The 16155-nt window shown below is 65.5% G+C and carries 13 protein-coding genes; 11 read left to right on the forward strand and 2 right to left on the reverse strand.

Features of this window, described 5'->3' with window-relative positions; translation table 11 throughout:
* Positions 1-237 precede the first annotated feature (237 nt).
* The 6 genes from AC1RKI_RS17780 to AC1RKI_RS17805 all read left to right on the forward strand — a co-directional run bounded on the left by AC1RKI_RS17780 (position 238) and on the right by AC1RKI_RS17805 (position 8355).
* Positions 238-1914: an L-lactate permease gene (locus tag AC1RKI_RS17780; protein WP_492795054.1), complete on the forward strand. Its 1677-nt coding sequence runs from the start codon at positions 238-240 to the stop codon at positions 1912-1914.
* Positions 1915-2025: 111 nt separating this feature from the next.
* A complete protein-coding gene (locus AC1RKI_RS17785) occupies positions 2026-3858 on the forward strand; it encodes an ABC transporter ATP-binding protein (protein ID WP_490714676.1) in 1833 nt (610 codons plus the stop codon).
* Between the two features lie 60 nt (positions 3859-3918).
* Positions 3919-6405, forward strand: a complete 2487-nt coding sequence (locus tag AC1RKI_RS17790) for a DNA polymerase III subunit gamma/tau (protein ID WP_492795057.1) — start codon at positions 3919-3921, stop codon at positions 6403-6405.
* Between the two features lie 72 nt (positions 6406-6477).
* Positions 6478-6804, forward strand: coding sequence for a YbaB/EbfC family nucleoid-associated protein (locus AC1RKI_RS17795; protein ID WP_061960109.1), 327 nt, complete (start codon positions 6478-6480; stop codon positions 6802-6804).
* Positions 6805-6832: 28 nt separating this feature from the next.
* The gene (gene recR, locus AC1RKI_RS17800; RefSeq protein WP_150982903.1) at positions 6833-7447 is read left to right on the forward strand and encodes a recombination mediator RecR; all 615 of its coding nucleotides are present in this window, start codon (positions 6833-6835) and stop codon (positions 7445-7447) included.
* Positions 7448-7449: 2 nt separating this feature from the next.
* Positions 7450-8355, forward strand: coding sequence for a LysR family transcriptional regulator (locus AC1RKI_RS17805; RefSeq protein WP_061960107.1), 906 nt, complete (start codon positions 7450-7452; stop codon positions 8353-8355).
* A gap of 21 nt (positions 8356-8376) precedes the next feature.
* On the opposite strand, the gene AC1RKI_RS17810 is transcribed toward AC1RKI_RS17805, so the two are convergent.
* Positions 8377-9711: a GGDEF domain-containing protein gene (locus AC1RKI_RS17810; RefSeq protein WP_084004319.1), complete on the reverse strand. Its 1335-nt coding sequence runs from the start codon at positions 9709-9711 to the stop codon at positions 8377-8379.
* A 34-nt stretch (positions 9712-9745) separates the two neighbouring features.
* The gene (locus tag AC1RKI_RS17815) at positions 9746-10513 is read right to left on the reverse strand and encodes a substrate-binding periplasmic protein (protein ID WP_244785529.1); all 768 of its coding nucleotides are present in this window, start codon (positions 10511-10513) and stop codon (positions 9746-9748) included.
* Between the two features lie 273 nt (positions 10514-10786).
* Between AC1RKI_RS17815 and AC1RKI_RS17820 the strand changes: the two genes are divergently transcribed.
* The 5 genes from AC1RKI_RS17820 to AC1RKI_RS17840 all read left to right on the forward strand — a co-directional run bounded on the left by AC1RKI_RS17820 (position 10787) and on the right by AC1RKI_RS17840 (position 16148).
* Entirely contained in the window at positions 10787-11983 is a 1197-nt protein-coding gene (locus tag AC1RKI_RS17820; RefSeq protein ID WP_061960104.1) for a CaiB/BaiF CoA transferase family protein, read from the forward strand.
* On the forward strand, positions 11980-12990 hold the full coding sequence (locus tag AC1RKI_RS17825; protein ID WP_492795060.1) for a hydroxymethylglutaryl-CoA lyase: 1011 nt from the start codon (positions 11980-11982) through the stop codon (positions 12988-12990). The genes AC1RKI_RS17820 and AC1RKI_RS17825 overlap by 4 nt, the downstream gene beginning before the upstream one ends.
* A 48-nt stretch (positions 12991-13038) precedes the next feature.
* The gene (locus tag AC1RKI_RS17830) at positions 13039-14019 is read left to right on the forward strand and encodes a Bug family tripartite tricarboxylate transporter substrate binding protein (RefSeq protein WP_061960102.1); all 981 of its coding nucleotides are present in this window, start codon (positions 13039-13041) and stop codon (positions 14017-14019) included.
* Between the two features lie 190 nt (positions 14020-14209).
* Positions 14210-15253: an ABC transporter substrate-binding protein gene (locus AC1RKI_RS17835; protein ID WP_492795061.1), complete on the forward strand. Its 1044-nt coding sequence runs from the start codon at positions 14210-14212 to the stop codon at positions 15251-15253.
* Between the two features lie 82 nt (positions 15254-15335).
* Positions 15336-16148, forward strand: coding sequence for an ABC transporter ATP-binding protein (locus tag AC1RKI_RS17840; protein WP_061960100.1), 813 nt, complete (start codon positions 15336-15338; stop codon positions 16146-16148).
* The last annotated feature ends 7 nt before the right edge of the window (positions 16149-16155 follow it).

Raw genomic sequence — 16155 nt, forward strand, 5'->3', positions numbered from 1 at the left:
AGTACGCTGCGCGCCAGGATGTGAGGTGCGCCAGTCTGCCCCCGAACAAACCCTGATCCGTGAATCCGGTTCATCACATCGATGACCGGATTTTGAGCGGCGAGTCCGGAACCCGTCCTTACAATCCCCTTTCTGTCTTGTCAGGCGACGCATGCATCGCCTGTCTGGACAACAGCAGCCCGGCTTCCCAGGCCCGTCAGAGGAAGGCAGCCGTATAACCAGAGGAGGATTCAAATAATGTGGAGTCAAGTCTATGACCCGCTAGGCAGCATGGCGCTTTCGACCATCGCTGCAGGGGTTCCAGTCGCGGTGCTGCTGGCGGCGCTGGCGTTCTTTCACATGCAGGCCCACCTGGCCGCTGGCCTGGCGCTGATCGTCGGCGTGGCCGTCGCGTCGCTGGTGTTCGGCATGCCGGCGGCCATGGCCGGCAAGGCGGCCGGGCTCGGTATCGTGTCGGGCCTGTTCCCGATCGGGTGGATCGTCCTCAATATCATCTTCCTGCACCGGCTGACGACCTTGAACGGGTCATTCAAGGTGTTACAGAACTCGATCTCCGGCGTGACCGAGGATCGTCGCCTGCAACTGCTGCTGGTGGCGTTCAGCTTCGGCGCATTCTTCGAGGGCGCAGCCGGGTTTGGCACGCCGGTGGCGGTAACCGGCGCCATCCTGATCGGCCTGGGATTCTCCCCGCTGGCCGCCTCGGGCCTGGCGCTGATCGCCAACACCGCGCCGGTTGCTTTCGGTGCGCTGGGCGCGCCGATCATCGGGCTGTCGTCCGTGACGGGGATCGATCAGGTGCAGTTGTCGGCGATGATCGGACGCCAATTGCCGTTCTTCTCGGTGCTGGTGCCGTTCTGGCTGATCTGGGCGTTCGCGGGCTTCCGCGGCATGCTGGCCATCTGGCCGGCGATTCTGGTGGCCGGTGTCAGCTTCGCGGTGCCGCAGTTCCTGGTCTCGAACTTCCACGGCCCGTGGCTGGTGGACGTGATTTCGGCGCTGATCTCGATGGGCTGCCTGACCGCGTTCCTGAAGATCTGGCGCCCGAAGGAAGTCTGGACATCCACGCGCATTCTCGGCCGCAAGGACGAATCGAAGATCGACAACCCGGAAGCCATCGCCGCCGACGCGCAGGCGCATGCGGCTTCGGCCAATATTTCGGTCATCAAGGCCTGGCTGCCGTGGGTAATCCTCACGGTGTTCGTGTTTATCTGGGGCATTCCCGAGTTCAAGAAAGCGGCCGACGCGATCTGGCAGTGGCGCTTCCCGATCCCTGGCCTGGACAAGGCAGTGATCAAGGGCCCGCCCGTAGTGCCCAAGGAAATCGCCGAACCCGCCGTCTTTGCCTTCAACGTGCTGTCGATGGCCGGCACCGGCATTCTGGTGTCGGCGATCATCGGCGGCCTGCTGATGGGCTACTCGATCCCGCGCCTGTTCAAGGAGTATTTCGAGACCATCAAGCTCGTGCGCTATTCGCTACTGACGATCTGCGCAATGTTCGGCATCGGCTATCTGACGCGCTACTCGGGGCTCGACGCCACGCTGGGACTGGCCTTCGCGCAGACCGGCGTGCTGTATCCGCTGTTCGGCACCATGCTGGGCTGGCTGGGCGTGGCGCTGACCGGCTCGGACACCGCGTCCAACGTGCTGTTCGGCGGTCTGCAGAAAACCACTGCGGAGCAGTTGGGTCTGTCGCCGACGCTGATGGCCGCGGCCAACAGCTCGGGCGGCGTGATGGGCAAGATGATCGATGCGCAGTCGATCGTGGTTGCTTCCACGGCCACGAAATGGTACGGGCACGAGGGCGAAATCCTGCGCTACGTCTTCTTCCATTCGATCGCGCTGGCCATCATGGTCGGCCTGTTCGTGACGCTGCAAGCCTATGTCCATCCGTTCACGCTGATGGTGATCCACTGACGCACCGGCGGTGCGCAGCGACACAAGCCCCGCTCCCGCAGCGGGGCTTTTTCATGGGCGTATCATGTGCGGTTCCCGTCAAGCCAAGTCGATCGACGAAGGACAGCCGCAATGCCCATCCGCCGCCTGGAAAGACTGATCGATCCGTTTCGCCGGCTTCCGGACACGCAGCCGCCCGACAGCGTGTGGCGCTTCTACGCCTACTTCCTGCGCGAGGTGTGGGGCGTTTTCGTGCTCCTGCTGATCGTCGGGTTGATCGGCGCGCTGGTCGAAGTTGCGCTGTTCACGTTCCTGGGCCGTCTGGTCGATCTGGCGCGCGAAGCGCCAGACGGCAATTTCTTCGCCCGCCATCGCAACGAACTGCTGTGGATGGCGTTCGTCGCGCTGGTGTTGCGGCCCGTGATGATCTGGCTGCACGACGTGCTGGTGCACCAGAGCATCAACCCGAATCTGGCCAACATGGTGCGTTGGCAGAATCACCGCTATGTGCTCAAGCAGAGTCTGTCGTTCTTCCAGAACGATTTCGCGGGCCGGATCGCCCAGCGGATCATGCAGACCGGCTTCTCCTTGCGCGATTCGGCGGTGCAGGCCGTCGATGCGCTGTGGCATGTGGTCGTCTATGCGGTCAGCGCGCTGGTGCTGTTTGCCGAAGCCGACTGGCGGCTGATGATCCCGCTGATCCTGTGGATCGTCTGCTATATCTTCGCGCTGATCTGGTTCACGCCGCGCGTCAAGCAGCGCGCGCTGATGGCGACGGAGGCGCGCTCCCGGCTGATGGGCCGGATCGTCGACGGCTACACCAACATCACGACACTGAAGCTCTTCGCCCATACGCGCAGCGAAGAGAACTACGCACGCGACGCCATGGCGGAGCAGACAGACCGCGCGCGGATGGCCGGGCGCATGGTCAGTGCGATGGATGTCACCGTTACCGTCATGAACGGCGCGCTGATCGCCGGCACCACGGGCATCGCGCTCTGGCTCTGGAACCAGGGCATCGTCAGCACGGGCGCGATTGCGCTGGCCACCGGTCTCGTTATCCGTATCAACAACATGTCCGGCTGGATCATGTGGGTAGTCAACGGCATTTTCGAGAACGTGGGACAGGTGCAGGACGGCATGAAGACGGTTGCCATGCCCAGGCACGTGCTGGACCGGCCCGACGCGAAGCCGCTGGTGATCCGGCAAGGCGAAGTGCGCTTCGAAAACGTGGGGTTCCACTATGGCAAGGGCAGCGGCGTGATCGAGAACGTCAATCTTGTGGTGCGGCCGGGCGAGAAGATCGGGCTGGTCGGCCCCTCGGGAGCCGGTAAGTCGACACTGGTCAACCTGCTGTTGCGGCTCTACGATCTTGAAACTGGCCGTATCCTGATCGATGGCCAAGACGTGGCCGGCGTCACGCAGGAAAGCCTGCGCGCCCAGATCGGCATGGTCACGCAGGACACGTCGCTGCTGCACCGCTCGATCGGCGACAACCTCCGCTACGGCAAACCCGACAGTACCGACGATGAGCTACGCGGCGCGCTGCGACGCGCGCGTGCCGACGATTTCATCGACGAACTGGTGGACGCGCACGGCAACCGGGGCCTGCATGCCCTGGTGGGAGAACGCGGCGTCAAGTTGTCGGGCGGCCAGCGCCAGCGCATCGCTATTGCTCGTGTGCTGCTCAAGGACGCGCCCATCCTGATCCTCGACGAGGCGACTTCGGCGCTGGATTCCGAAGTCGAGGCCGCCATCCAGGAAAGCCTGGAGGTACTCATGCAGGGCAAGACCGTGATCGCCATCGCGCACCGCCTGTCGACGATTGCGCGGATGGACCGCCTGGTGGTGCTCGACGGCGGCCATATCGCGGAATCCGGCACCCATGCGGAGCTGCTCGCACATGGCGGTCTCTATGCCCGGTTGTGGGCCCATCAGACGGGTGGCTTCGTCGGTGTGGATTGAGGCCGCCTTGTCCCGTCGCTTCCGATTGTTCAGGTCCGCCTTTTGCTACAATCGCCGCCTATGAGTTATCAAGTTCTAGCGCGCAAATGGCGCCCACGGGATTTCACCACGCTGGTGGGCCAGGAGCACGTGGTCCGCGCGCTCACGCATGCGCTGGAACAGCAGCGGCTGCATCACGCCTACCTGTTCACCGGTACGCGCGGCGTGGGCAAGACCACCTTATCCCGGATCCTCGCGAAGGCACTGAACTGCACTGGCCCTGACGGCAATGGCGGCATCACCGCCCAGCCCTGCGGCCAGTGCAAGGCCTGCCTGGAAATCGATAGCGGGCGATTCGTCGACTACATCGAGATGGACGCGGCGTCCAACCGTGGCGTCGACGAAATGGCGCAGCTGCTGGACAAGGCGGTCTACGCGCCGACCATCGGGCGCTTCAAGGTCTACATGATCGACGAAGTCCACATGCTGACCAACCACGCCTTCAACGCGATGCTGAAGACGCTGGAAGAACCGCCCGGACACGTCAAGTTCATCCTGGCGACCACCGATCCGCAGAAGATTCCGGTCACGGTGCTGTCGCGCTGCCTGCAGTTCAACCTCAAGCAGATGCCGCCGGGACATATCGTCTCGCACCTCGACCATATCCTGGCCGAAGAGGGCATCGGTCACGACGGCAGTGCGTTGCGTCTGCTGGCGCAGGCCGCGCATGGATCGATGCGCGATGCGTTGTCGCTGACCGACCAGGCCATTGCCTACAGCGCGGGCCAGGTATCGGAAGAAGCGGTGCGCGGCATGCTCGGGGCCATCGATCAGAGCTATCTGGTGCAACTGCTGGACGCGCTGGCCGCCGAAGACGGCGCGACGATGCTGGGCATCGCCGACTCGATGGCTGACCGCAGCCTGTCGTTCGCCGGGGCGCTGCAGGATCTCGGCTCGCTGCTGCATAAGGTTGCGCTGGCGCAGGCGGTGCCCGCTTCCGTGCAGGACGAGTGGCCCGAGGCCGAGGAAGTCCGGCGTCTGGCAGGCCTGTTCGATGCGCAGGAAATCCAGTTGTTCTACCAGATCGCCAATCTTGGCCGCAGCGAGCTGGCGCTGGCGCCGGACGAATACGCCGGTTTTACGATGACGCTGCTGCGCATGCTGGCCTTCCGTCCGTCGTCGACGCCTTCGACACCAGCGAGCGGGCAGGGCGGCGGCCAGCAGGCTGTGCGCGCGCGTCCGGCCAGTCCGTCGCCTGCGCCCGCAGCCCGTTCGATGGTGTCCGCCGCGCGCGCGGAACCAGGGCCGGCGCCGATGCCCGCAGCGGTGACGTCACGACCCGTGGCAGACAGCGTGGGCGTCCCGACGACCGCTGAACCGGCGGCTCCGGCCGTGACGGCAACGTCCGCCACACCCGCTGCCACGCCCGTTGCTGCTGAGTCCGCAGCCGCCGCCGCGCCGGCCAGCCGGTCGCCGATGTCGCCGGCCCGCGCCGCACTGGAAGCGGCGCGCCAGGCTTCGGCAGGCAAGGGCGCCGCGCGGCCGCTCGGGGCTGGCGCGTCTCCGGCTGCTGGCGCCGCCGCGGCAGGTGCGCAGCGCTCGCCCGCCCAGCCGCTGCGTCCGCCATCGGCCTCACGTCCCGCTGTGACATCGGCACCGGCGTCAATTCCGGCCGGCGAGACCGTTCGTCCGCAGTCGGATCCGGCGCGTACGATTCAACCGACGCCGTCGGCATCAACCGAGCCGACTGCGCCGACGACTGCGCCAGCCGCTTCGCTTGCGCCGAGCGCACCGTCCGCTTCCCCGGCGTCCTCGCAGTCCGCAGCATCGGCCGCGTCCGCGCCGGCCCCCAGGGCGCCGGTGCGCGACCGTGCTCCGGCCGCGCCGGTTGCGGACCAGGCTGCGCCATGGGAAGGCAGCAGCGTGCCGCCATGGGAAGACATGCCGCCCGACCTGCCGGTGATCGGTCCGTACGACGCCGATCCGGGGTTCGACCCGACTTTTGGCGGTTTTGATAACGGTTTCGAGTCCGACCCGGTGGAACGTGCGCCGCGTGGCGCGCGCCGCGCCGCGCCGGCGCAGGCTGCGCCACAGGCGCGGCGGCCCGAACCGGAAGCCGCACCGGCAGTGCCGCTGGCGCCCGCCGTGCCGCCGGTGGCGCCCAGTGCGGCCGACGATGGCACGCCGCCGGTGTTTACCGGCGATTGGCCGTCATTTGCCGCGGGTCTGCCTTTGAAGGGGCTGGCGCAACAACTGGCGCACCAGAGCGAGCTGCATCGCGTGGTCGGTCGTACGCTGCATCTGCGCGTGCCGGTCGCGGCGATTGCCGAGGCCAATGTCGCCGAGCGGCTGCAGGCCGCGCTCAATGAAACCTTCGGCGTCGACGTGCGCGTGCAATGTGAAGTCGGCGCTGTCACGCATACCGCTGCGGCGGTTGAAGCCGCGGCGCGGGCCGAACGCCAGCGCGAGGCGGAAGCCAATATCGACCGCGATCCATTCGTGCAGGGTTTGCTGCGCGAGTTTGGCGGACAGATCGTGCCCGGGTCGATCCAGCCACGCGCCGCCTGAATTCCAGAGGCGGCCCGGTGTACGACAGTCCGGCGCCGCCCATCCACCTACACGTATCCAAGGAGTGATTCCATGATGAAAGGTCAACTGGCCGGGCTGATGAAGCAAGCCCAGCAGATGCAGGAAAACATGAAGAAGATGCAGGAGCAACTGGCGCAGATCGAGGTGGAAGGCCAGTCCGGCGCCGGCCTCGTGAAGATCGTCATGACCTGCAAGAACGATGTGAAGCGCGTGACCATCGATCCCAGCCTGCTGGCCGACGACAAGGACCTGCTCGAGGATCTGGTCGCCGCCGCATTCAACGACGCCGTGCGCAAGGCCGAAGCGACCACGCAGGAAAAGATGGGCTCGATGACTTCCGGCCTGCCGCTGCCGCCGGGCTTCAAGCTGCCATTCTGAGGCAGGCGTTGGCACTGGCGGCGCGGTCATGAAGGCCGCTGCACCGACTTCGCTGCAGGCGCTGATCGAAGCGCTGAAGGTGTTGCCCGGCGTTGGACCGAAATCGGCCCAGCGCATGGCCTATCACCTGCTGCAGCATGACCGCGACGGCGCGCGCAAGCTAGGCGACGCGTTGCGCGGTGCTGCCGACGGGATTCGCCATTGCGAGCGCTGCAACACGTTTACCGAGCAGGAAATCTGCGAAACGTGTCGCGATCCGGCGCGCGACGCATCGTTGCTGTGCGTGGTGGAAACGCCGGCCGATCAGGTCATGATCGAGCAGACGCTTACCTACCGCGGGCAGTATTTCGTGCTGATGGGTCGGCTTTCTCCGCTGGACGGCATCGGCCCGAAGGAAATCCATCTCGATCGCCTGCTGGCGCGCGCCACCGACCCCGAATACGGTGGGCCGGCCACCGAGGTGATCGTCGCCACCAATTTCACCAGCGAAGGCGAGGCCACCGCGCACTATGTCGGCGAAATGCTCAAGGCGCGCGGCATCAAGGTCTCGCGGCTGGCGCGCGGCGTGCCGGTCGGCGGTGAACTCGAATATGTCGACGCGGGCACCATTGCGCGCGCCGTGATGGATCGCCGCACGCTCTGACGATGAATCTCGCGCGCTTCGATCTCGTGACGCTGGGGCTGTTCGTGGCGGTGGCTCGGCAGGGCAGCATCTCGGCCGGTGCACGCCAGTCGCACCTTGCCGTGGCCGCCGCCAGCAAGCGTATTTCGGATCTCGAAGCCGCTGTTGGCGCGCCACTGTTCTTTCGCCACGCGGCCGGCGTGCAACTGACGGAAGCCGGACAGGCATGCTTTCACCACGCGCTGACGATCCTGCAGGATGTCGAGCGCATGGCGGGCGTGATGTCCGATTATGCGTCGGGCGTGCGCGGGCAGGTGCGCGTCTGCGCCAATACCTCGGCCATTACGCAGTTTCTGCCCGATGACCTTGCGCAGTTCATGCGCCAGCACCCCACGATCCGCATCGAACTCGAAGAGCACAACAGCAGCGATATCGTCGCCGCGTTGATGGAGAACCGGGCGGACGTTGGCATCTTCGCCGATCGCACGCCGTGCGCGGGGCTGGTCACGGTCGAGTATCGGCAGGACGAACTGGTCATCATTACGCCGCCGAACCATCCGCTGGCGCAGCGCGGCGCGGTGCATTACGCCGATGCGCTCGAATTCGATTTCGTCAGCCTGCCGCAGGTCACGTCGCTGGCCGCGCGCCTGCTCGAGGAAAGCAGCCGTCTGGAACGCCAGTTCCGTCTGCGCATCCAGGTGCGGAGCTTCGACGCGATGTGCCGCATGGTCATGGCTGGCATGGGCGTGGGCGTGCTGCCGCGCATCGCCGCGGAGCCGCATGTGCAATCGATGGGCTTGTCCCTGGTGTCGCTCGAGGATGCGTGGGCGCGACGCTCGCTGCTGATCGGCATGCGTGATCCAGCCGGGCTGACCGTATCCGCGCGGCTGCTGATTTCCCATCTTTGCGGAGATCGCGCGCCGTTCTGAATGCGCACGCACCGGGCTGCGCTACAGCGCCGTCACGCCGTCGTGCGCGAATTCCACGCGGTTGCGCCCATTCTTCTTGCCGCGGTAGAGCGCCTGGTCGGCGCGCGCGATCATGCCGTGAATCGTGTCGCCTTCCTGCACGCATGCCACGCCGAGACTGGCCGTCATCTGCCGCGTGACGGAGAAATCGCGCTCTGCGACGGCACGGCGTAACAGCTGGGCGAACTGCACCGCCTCCTGCAGGCCGGTGTCGGGACAAATCAACAGGAATTCCTCGCCACCCCAGCGGCCGACGATGTCCGATGGCCGCTTGGTGGCCAGCATGCAGTCGGCCAGCTCCATTAGCACCTGATCGCCAATCTGGTGGCCGTGATTGTCGTTGACCGACTTGAAGCGGTCCACGTCGATCAGAATGATCGAAAACAGGCTGCCGGTGCGACGGTGGCGTTCGAACTCGTCGATCAGCACCTCGTCGAGCCGCCGTCGATTGAAAACCCCTGTCAGTTGATCGGTGCGCGACAGCGTCTCCAGCTGACGGTTTTTCTCGACCAGCTCGCTCTGGGTCGCCTGGATCTGCGCGAAGGCGTTGTTGCTGCGCTGGATTGCCGCGCGCACGGTCATTTCCGCTTCGGTGCGCTCGGCGATGATCAGCCGCAGTTTGCGCAACACATGATTGAAGCCGTCGATCACGCTGTCGAATTCGGTGCGGCCAAGCCGCGCCAGTTCGTCGAGATGCCCCCCTTCGCTCGACGCCAGCTGGAATAGCGCGCGCTGCAGGTTTTCCAGCGGACGGAATACCATGCGCAGGCCAAACGTCAGCAGCAGCACCAGCACCACGTCGATGGCGGCAACCTCGGTCACGCTCTGGATGGCTGCCGTGCGCAGCGCCGCGTGCATGGCATCGCGGGAAAATCGCACCACCGTCTTGGCGATGGCCTGTTCGCGGCGCTGCGCGTCGATGCCGTCCGGCGGGTAGATCGGGATTTCGTCGAGGATGCCATGGGCGCCGGCTACCGTGCATGGCGCAGTGCCCGCCATGACCGGACGCCCTGCGGCGGCGTAGATTTCCCGCCCATCTGGAGAAAACACGCAGGCCTCGAAAACTTCCGCATGCATCAGCGTCGACTCAAGCCGCGTGCGCATGATGCCCACATTCAGCGCCCATACCGGCTCGGCAAGGTTCTGCTGCAGGCTATCCAGGACTTCGGCGCGGGTGCGTTCGAAGCGCTGTTCGAGGTCCTGCCGCAACTGCCAGTGCCGATGCGCGGCAAATGCGCCCAGCGTTGTGGTGACCACAACGATGAACAGCACGATCATCCTGTTCCGGATCGATTGAGCCGGCGGCGGCAGTGGCATGGATTTGGTGATCCTGGAGAATCAATGGGGCATTCTATTGATCCGCCGCGCGGTTGAACAGCATCCGGAATGTGGCCAGCTCCGGGTGCAGGACCTCGTATTGCTTGCTGAAGCCGATATGCACCGTTTCGGTCTTGATCGTCATGACGCGCCGGGACTTGTAGCGCATCCGTTCGGGCAGCCCCTGCGCTTCCAGCGCCGTCAGCGCTTCGTTGATCACCACGCTCGGATTGACGACGCAATCGATCTCGCGCACCAGCATCTTCTTGACCAGATCCTGGAATTCGTGTCCTTCGACGACTTCGATCCTGCCCTCCCGCGCCATATCGAAGAAGCGCGGGCCCGGCGCCAGGTAACCGCGCTGGTTGCCGAACCGGAGCCCGGCGAAATCTTCGGGGTAGGTCTTGAACGTGCGCCTCTCGATCGCGTCGCGGTTGCAGTGCACGGCGACCTCTTCGGCGTAGAACGCCTTCGAATGATTGAGGAACGGGCGCGACTCAGGACGGTAATACACCCCGAGAATGCCGGCGCTGTTGCCGTTTCTGGCTTCCTCGACCGTGCGCGCCCATGAGGCAAAGCGGATTTCCACCTTGTATTCCGGCGGCATGCGCTTGAGCACCCGCATCACGCTGTCGATGTAGGCGCCGCGCGGCACGCCGTTTTCCTCGTAGGAAAGCGGGCGCTGGCCGGCTTCCGAGTAGAGCACGATGGTGGTGGGCGCCGCGGCCAGCGGGGCGGCCCAGCCATACAGGGCCATGCACAGCGCCTGGCAGGCACGGCTGCGAATGCGGAAAATTTGCATGGTTTCGGTTGCCGCTGGATAAGGGACTGCGCGCCGGGCCGTTACAGACTGCGCCGACGCGCCGCGCGCCGGCCCGGTCCGAACCCCAGCCACGATTAACGGCGCGATTGCGGCAGAAGTTGACCCTCTCCTCAGGGTAAGTCCCGATCTTTCGCATTCCGAGATAGCCCGCTTTCCGGAATGCCGATTCCGCGTCACGCCGTCGCTGGGGCACACTGCGTCCAAATAAAGCCAATCCCCCGAAACGGGTCAGTGTTACGGAGAAGTGCCCACATGGCGCAACAGATTCTAAATGGCATCAAGGTTCTGGAACTGGGCCAGTTGATAGCCGGCCCATTCGCCGCCAAGACCCTTGCCGACTTCGGCGCGCACGTGGTCAAGGTGGAACCGCCCGGCCAGGGCGATCCGCTGCGAAAGTGGCGCATGCTCCACGAGGACACCTCGGTCTGGTGGGAGGCGCAATCGCGCAACAAGCAGTCGATCGCTATCGACCTGCGGCAGCGCGAAGGCCAGGATCTGGTGCGCAAACTGGCGGGCGAGGCTGATGTACTGATCGAAAATTTCCGCCCCGGCACCATGGAAAAGTGGGGCCTGGGCTGGGATGTGCTGCACGCCGCCAACCCGAAGCTGATCATGGTGCGGGTTTCAGGCTACGGTCAGACCGGTCCGCGCAAGGACGAACCGGGCTTCGCCGCCGTTGCCGAGGCGATGAGCGGCCTGCGCTACCTGACCGGCGAGCCGGGCCGTCCGCCCGTACGCGCCGGCCTGTCGCTCGGCGACACCATCGCCGGCCTGCACGGCGCGCTTGGCGTGCTGCTGGCCCTGTATGAGCGCGATGCGCGCGGCGGGCAGGGGCAGGTCATCGACGTGGCGCTCTATGAATCGCTGTTCAACCTGAGCGAAAGCCTGCTGCCCGAGTATTCGGCGTTTGGCGCCGTGCGCCAGCCGGCCGGCGGCGCGCTGCCGGGCATCGCGCCGTCCAATGCCTATCCATGCGGCTGCGGCGACTATGTGCTGATTGCCGCCAATGGCGACGCCATCTTTCGCCGGCTGATGAGCGCGATGGGGCGCGACGATCTCGGCGAGGATCCCGATCTCGCGCGCAACGACGGACGGGTCAGGCGTGTCGACGAAATCGATGCCGCGATCGCCGCCTGGACCCGGACGCAGACGGTGGCGTCGGCGCTTGAAGTGCTGCGCGGCGCCGACGTGCCGTCGGGGCGCATCTATACGGTCAAGGATATTGCCGAGGACCCGCATTACCGCGCGCGCGGCGTGATCGAGACGGTGACCTCGGCCAAAGGCCTGAGCGTGGAGGTGCCAGGCATCATCCCGAAGCTGTCCGGCAACCCCGGCGCCATTCATGACCGCGCGCCCACGCTGGGCGAGCACACCGATTCCGTGCTGGCGCAGGCCGGCTTCGACGCGGCGGCGATTGCCGACCTGCGCGCCCGTGGAGTGATTGCATGAGTGCCAATTCCTATCCGCTGGCCGGTCCGGCGAAGATCGAAATCAACGAGGTGGCGCCGCGCGACGGGCTGCAGATCGAGCCGTTCATCGTCCCGACCGACGCCAAGGTGACGTTTGTCGATGCGCTGGCCCACTGCGGCTTTGCGCGTATCGAGGCCACTTCGTTCACGTCGGCGCGCGCCATCCCGGCGCTGGCCGATGCCGAAGCCGTGATGCACCGGATCGAGCGCGTCCCGGGCGTGCGCTACACGGTGCTGGTGCCGAACCTGCGGGGGCTCGAGCGTGCGCTGTCGTGCCATCCCGATGAAGTGAACCTCGTGATGTCTTCGAGCGAAACGCACAATCGCGCCAATCTGCGCATGACGCGCGAACAGTCGAAGGCGCAACTGCTGGCGATGATCGCAGAGGCGACCCGGGCCAACGTGCCGGTGAACATTTCTCTGTCGACCGTATTCGGCTGCCCGTTCGAGGGCGAGGTCGGCGAGGCCGATGTGATGGCGCTGGCCCGCACGTTCGCGGATGCGGGCGCCGCCGGTATCACGCTGTGCGACACCACGGGCATGGCATATCCGAACCAGGTGGCCGCGCTGTGCGCATCGTTCCAGCGCGCGCTGCCGAGCACCGGTCTCACGATCCATCTGCACAACACGCGCGGCATGGGGCTGGCCAACGCGCTGGCCGCCTGGCAGACCGGCGTCACGCGATTCGATGCCGCGGCCGGTGGGCTGGGCGGCTGTCCGTACGCGCCCGGTGCCAGCGGCAACGTCAGTACCGAAGAACTGGTGCATATGTTTGCGTCGATGGGCGTCGATACCGGCGTCGACCTGAGCGCGCTGCTGGCGGTGGTCGGCGGCGTGTCGGAACTGGTGCAGCGCGAGGTGTCCAGCCAGTTGCTGCGTGCCGGGCCGCGCCTGCGCACGCATCAGCCGCCCGCATGGATGGCCGAGTTTTTTGCCGATGCCGATGCCGATGGCGATGCGCAGGCCCAGCCTCAGCCCCAACCATAACGCGGCACACCAGCGAACGATTTCCTCAATACAACAATCGGAGACAACATGAAGCGCAATCTCATCGGCGCCGGCGTCGTACTGGCGATGGCCGGTCTGGCATGCACGGCGGCCGCGCAAGCCCAGGAGGGCAGCTATCCCAATCGACCCGTCATGCTGGTCGTGTCGGCGGCGGCGGGCGGCACTACGGATCTGGCGGCACGTCTGATTTCCGAGCCGCTGGCCAAGGCGCTGGGCCAGTCGGTGGTGGTCGACAACAAGCCGGGCGGCAACGGCACGATCGCCGCGCAGGCCGTGCAGCGCGCCAAGCCAGACGGCTACACGCTGCTCGTGCAATATTCGGGCTATCACGTGATCACGCCCTTGCTGACCAAGACGTCGTGGGATCCGGTCAAGGACTTCGCGCCGGTGGCAAACCTGCTGTCGGCGCCGCAGGTGCTGGTGGTTCGTCCCGGGCTGCCGGTGAAGTCGCTCAAGGAGCTCGTGGCCTACGCCAAGGCCAATCCGAACAAGCTCAACTACGCGTCGTCCGGCAATGGGTCGCTGCAGCACGTATCGACCGAACTGCTCAACCAGATGGCGGGCATCCAGATCACGCACGTCCCGTACAAGGGCACCGGCCCGGCCATGACCGATCTGCTCGGCGGCAACGTCGACATGACCATCACCACGCCGCCGCCGCTGATGGGCCATATCGCCGCCGGCAAGCTGCGCCCGCTGGTGGTCACCAGCAAGACGCGCCTGCCGAGCCTGAAGGACGTGCCATCGGCGCCCGAGGCCGGTTATCCCGATCTCGATGTGTCGTCCTGGTTTGCGATGTACGCGCCGGTCGGCACGCCCAAGCCCGTGATCGACAAGCTGACGAGCGAGATCGAGAAGATCATGAAGACCGAGGCCTTCCGCAAGAAGGCCGAGGAACTGGGCGCGGACGCCCGCTACATGAACCCGCAGCAGCTCGATCAATTCCAGAAGGCCGAACTGCAGCGCTGGGCCAAGGTGATCAAGTCCGCCGACATCCACGCCGAATAATCCGCGGGCAAGCTGTTTGAAAGGCCGCAGGCGTAGCATCATCGCCGCCGCGCTTGTCCCCGCATCAGGTGTTGCCCCGATGCGGGGACGTCCGCCGTCGGGTAGCATCGCCGGGAGCCGCTTTGCGGCGCGCCCGCGGTGGCGCGTCACGCCCTCGTTCAAACAGAAGTAAAAAAGGCAGGAGAGCAATATGTACAACAAACCTTTCTGGAAACAGCTGCTGATCGCGCTGGCGCTGTTCCTGGCAGGCTGGTTCACGTTCGGCAGCGCATTCGCGCAAGGCAAGCCCGAGAAGTCGAAGGTCACCATCGCCGTCGGCGGCAAGAACCTGTTCTACTACCTGCCGCTGACCATTGCCGAGCGTCTGGGCTACTTCAAGGAAGAAGGCCTGGACGTGGAAATCGTCGACTTCGCCGGCGGCGCCAAGGCGCTGCAGGCCGTGGTGGGCGGCAGCGCCGACGTGGTGTCGGGCGCCTACGAGCACACCATCAACCTGCAGGCCAAGGGCCAGCATTATCAGGAATTCGTGCTGCAGGGCCGCGCGCCGCAGATCGTGCTGGTGGTGTCCAACAAGACGATGCCGACCTACAAGTCGATCGCCGACCTGAAGGGCAAGAAGATCGGCGTGACCGCGCCGGGCTCGTCGACCAACATGATGGCCAACTTCGTGCTGGCCAAGGCCGGCCTGAAGCCGTCCGACGTGTCGTTCATCGGCGTGGGCGCCAGCGCTGGCGCGGTGTCGGCCATGCGCTCCGGACAGATCGACGCGATGGCTAATCTCGATCCGGTGATCTCGATGCTGACGCAGAAGAACGAGGTGAAGATCGCGTCGGATACCCGCACGCTCAAGGAAACGCAGTCGGTGTTCGGCGGCAACATGCCGTCGGGCTGCCTGTACGCATCGACCAAGTTTATCGAGCAGAACCCGAACACCACGCAGGCGATGACCAACGCCATGGTGCGCGCGCTGAAGTGGCTGCAGAAGGCCGGTCCGTCGGACATCGTCAAGACCGTGCCGGAAAGCTATCTGCTCGGCGATCGCGCGTTGTACCTGTCCGCCTGGGACAAGGTGAAGGAAGCGATCTCGCCCGATGGCGCGATGCCCGCGGACGGCCCGAAGACGGCGCTGAACACGCTCCAGCAGTTCGACCCGGAACTCAAGGGCAAGTCGATCAAGCTTGAGAACACCTTCACGAACACGTTCGTGCAGAAGGCCAACGCCAAGTACAAGTAAGCATTCCGTCCCGCTGGACGCCTCCATCGCCCGCCGTGCGCCGCCGCCCGGCGGGCGAAACGTTTCTCAGAGTCATGCCGTCATGAGCACGCCTGCACTTTCCCTCGAAAACGTGACCTGCACCTTCGTCTCGCGCGAAGATCGCGCGCAACGCTACACCGCGGTGCGCGATGTCACGATGTCCATCCAGCCCGGCGAATTCCTCTCCGTGGTGGGGCCCACCGGCTGCGGCAAGTCCACGCTGCTGAACGTATCGGCTGGCCTGCTGGAGCCATCCACCGGCACAGTGCGCGTGTTCGGCGAACCGCTCAAGGGGATCAACACGCGCGCCGGCTACATGTTCCAGACCGAGGCGCTGATGCCCTGGCGCAGCGCACTGGACAACGTGATTGCGGGCCTGGAGTTTCGCGGCGTGCCGCGTGCGGACGCCGCGGCGCAGGGCGAGGAGTGGCTGCGGCGGGTGGGACTGGGCGGGTTTGGCGACCGCTATCCGCACCAGTTGTCGGGCGGCATGCGCAAGCGCGTGAGCCTGGCGCAGACGCTGGTGATGGACCCCGACATCATCCTGATGGACGAACCGTTTTCAGCGCTCGACATCCAGACGCGTCAGCTGATGGAGAACGAAGTGCTCGAGCTTTGGGCGGCCAAGCGCAAGGCCGTGCTGTTCATCACGCACGACCTCGACGAGGCCATCGCCATGAGCGACCGCGTGGTGGTGCTGTCGGCGGGCCCGGGGACGCATCCGATCGGCGAGTTCGTCATCGACCTGCCGCGTCCGCGCGATGTGGCCGAGATCCGCAATCATCCGCGCTTTGTCGAGCTGCACGCCGCCATCTGGGACGTGCTGCGCGAGGAAGTGCTCAAGGGCTACGCGCAGCAGCGCAAGGTGGCCTGATTTACCG

The organism is Cupriavidus sp. GW822-FHT06G04, assembly GCF_058799075.1.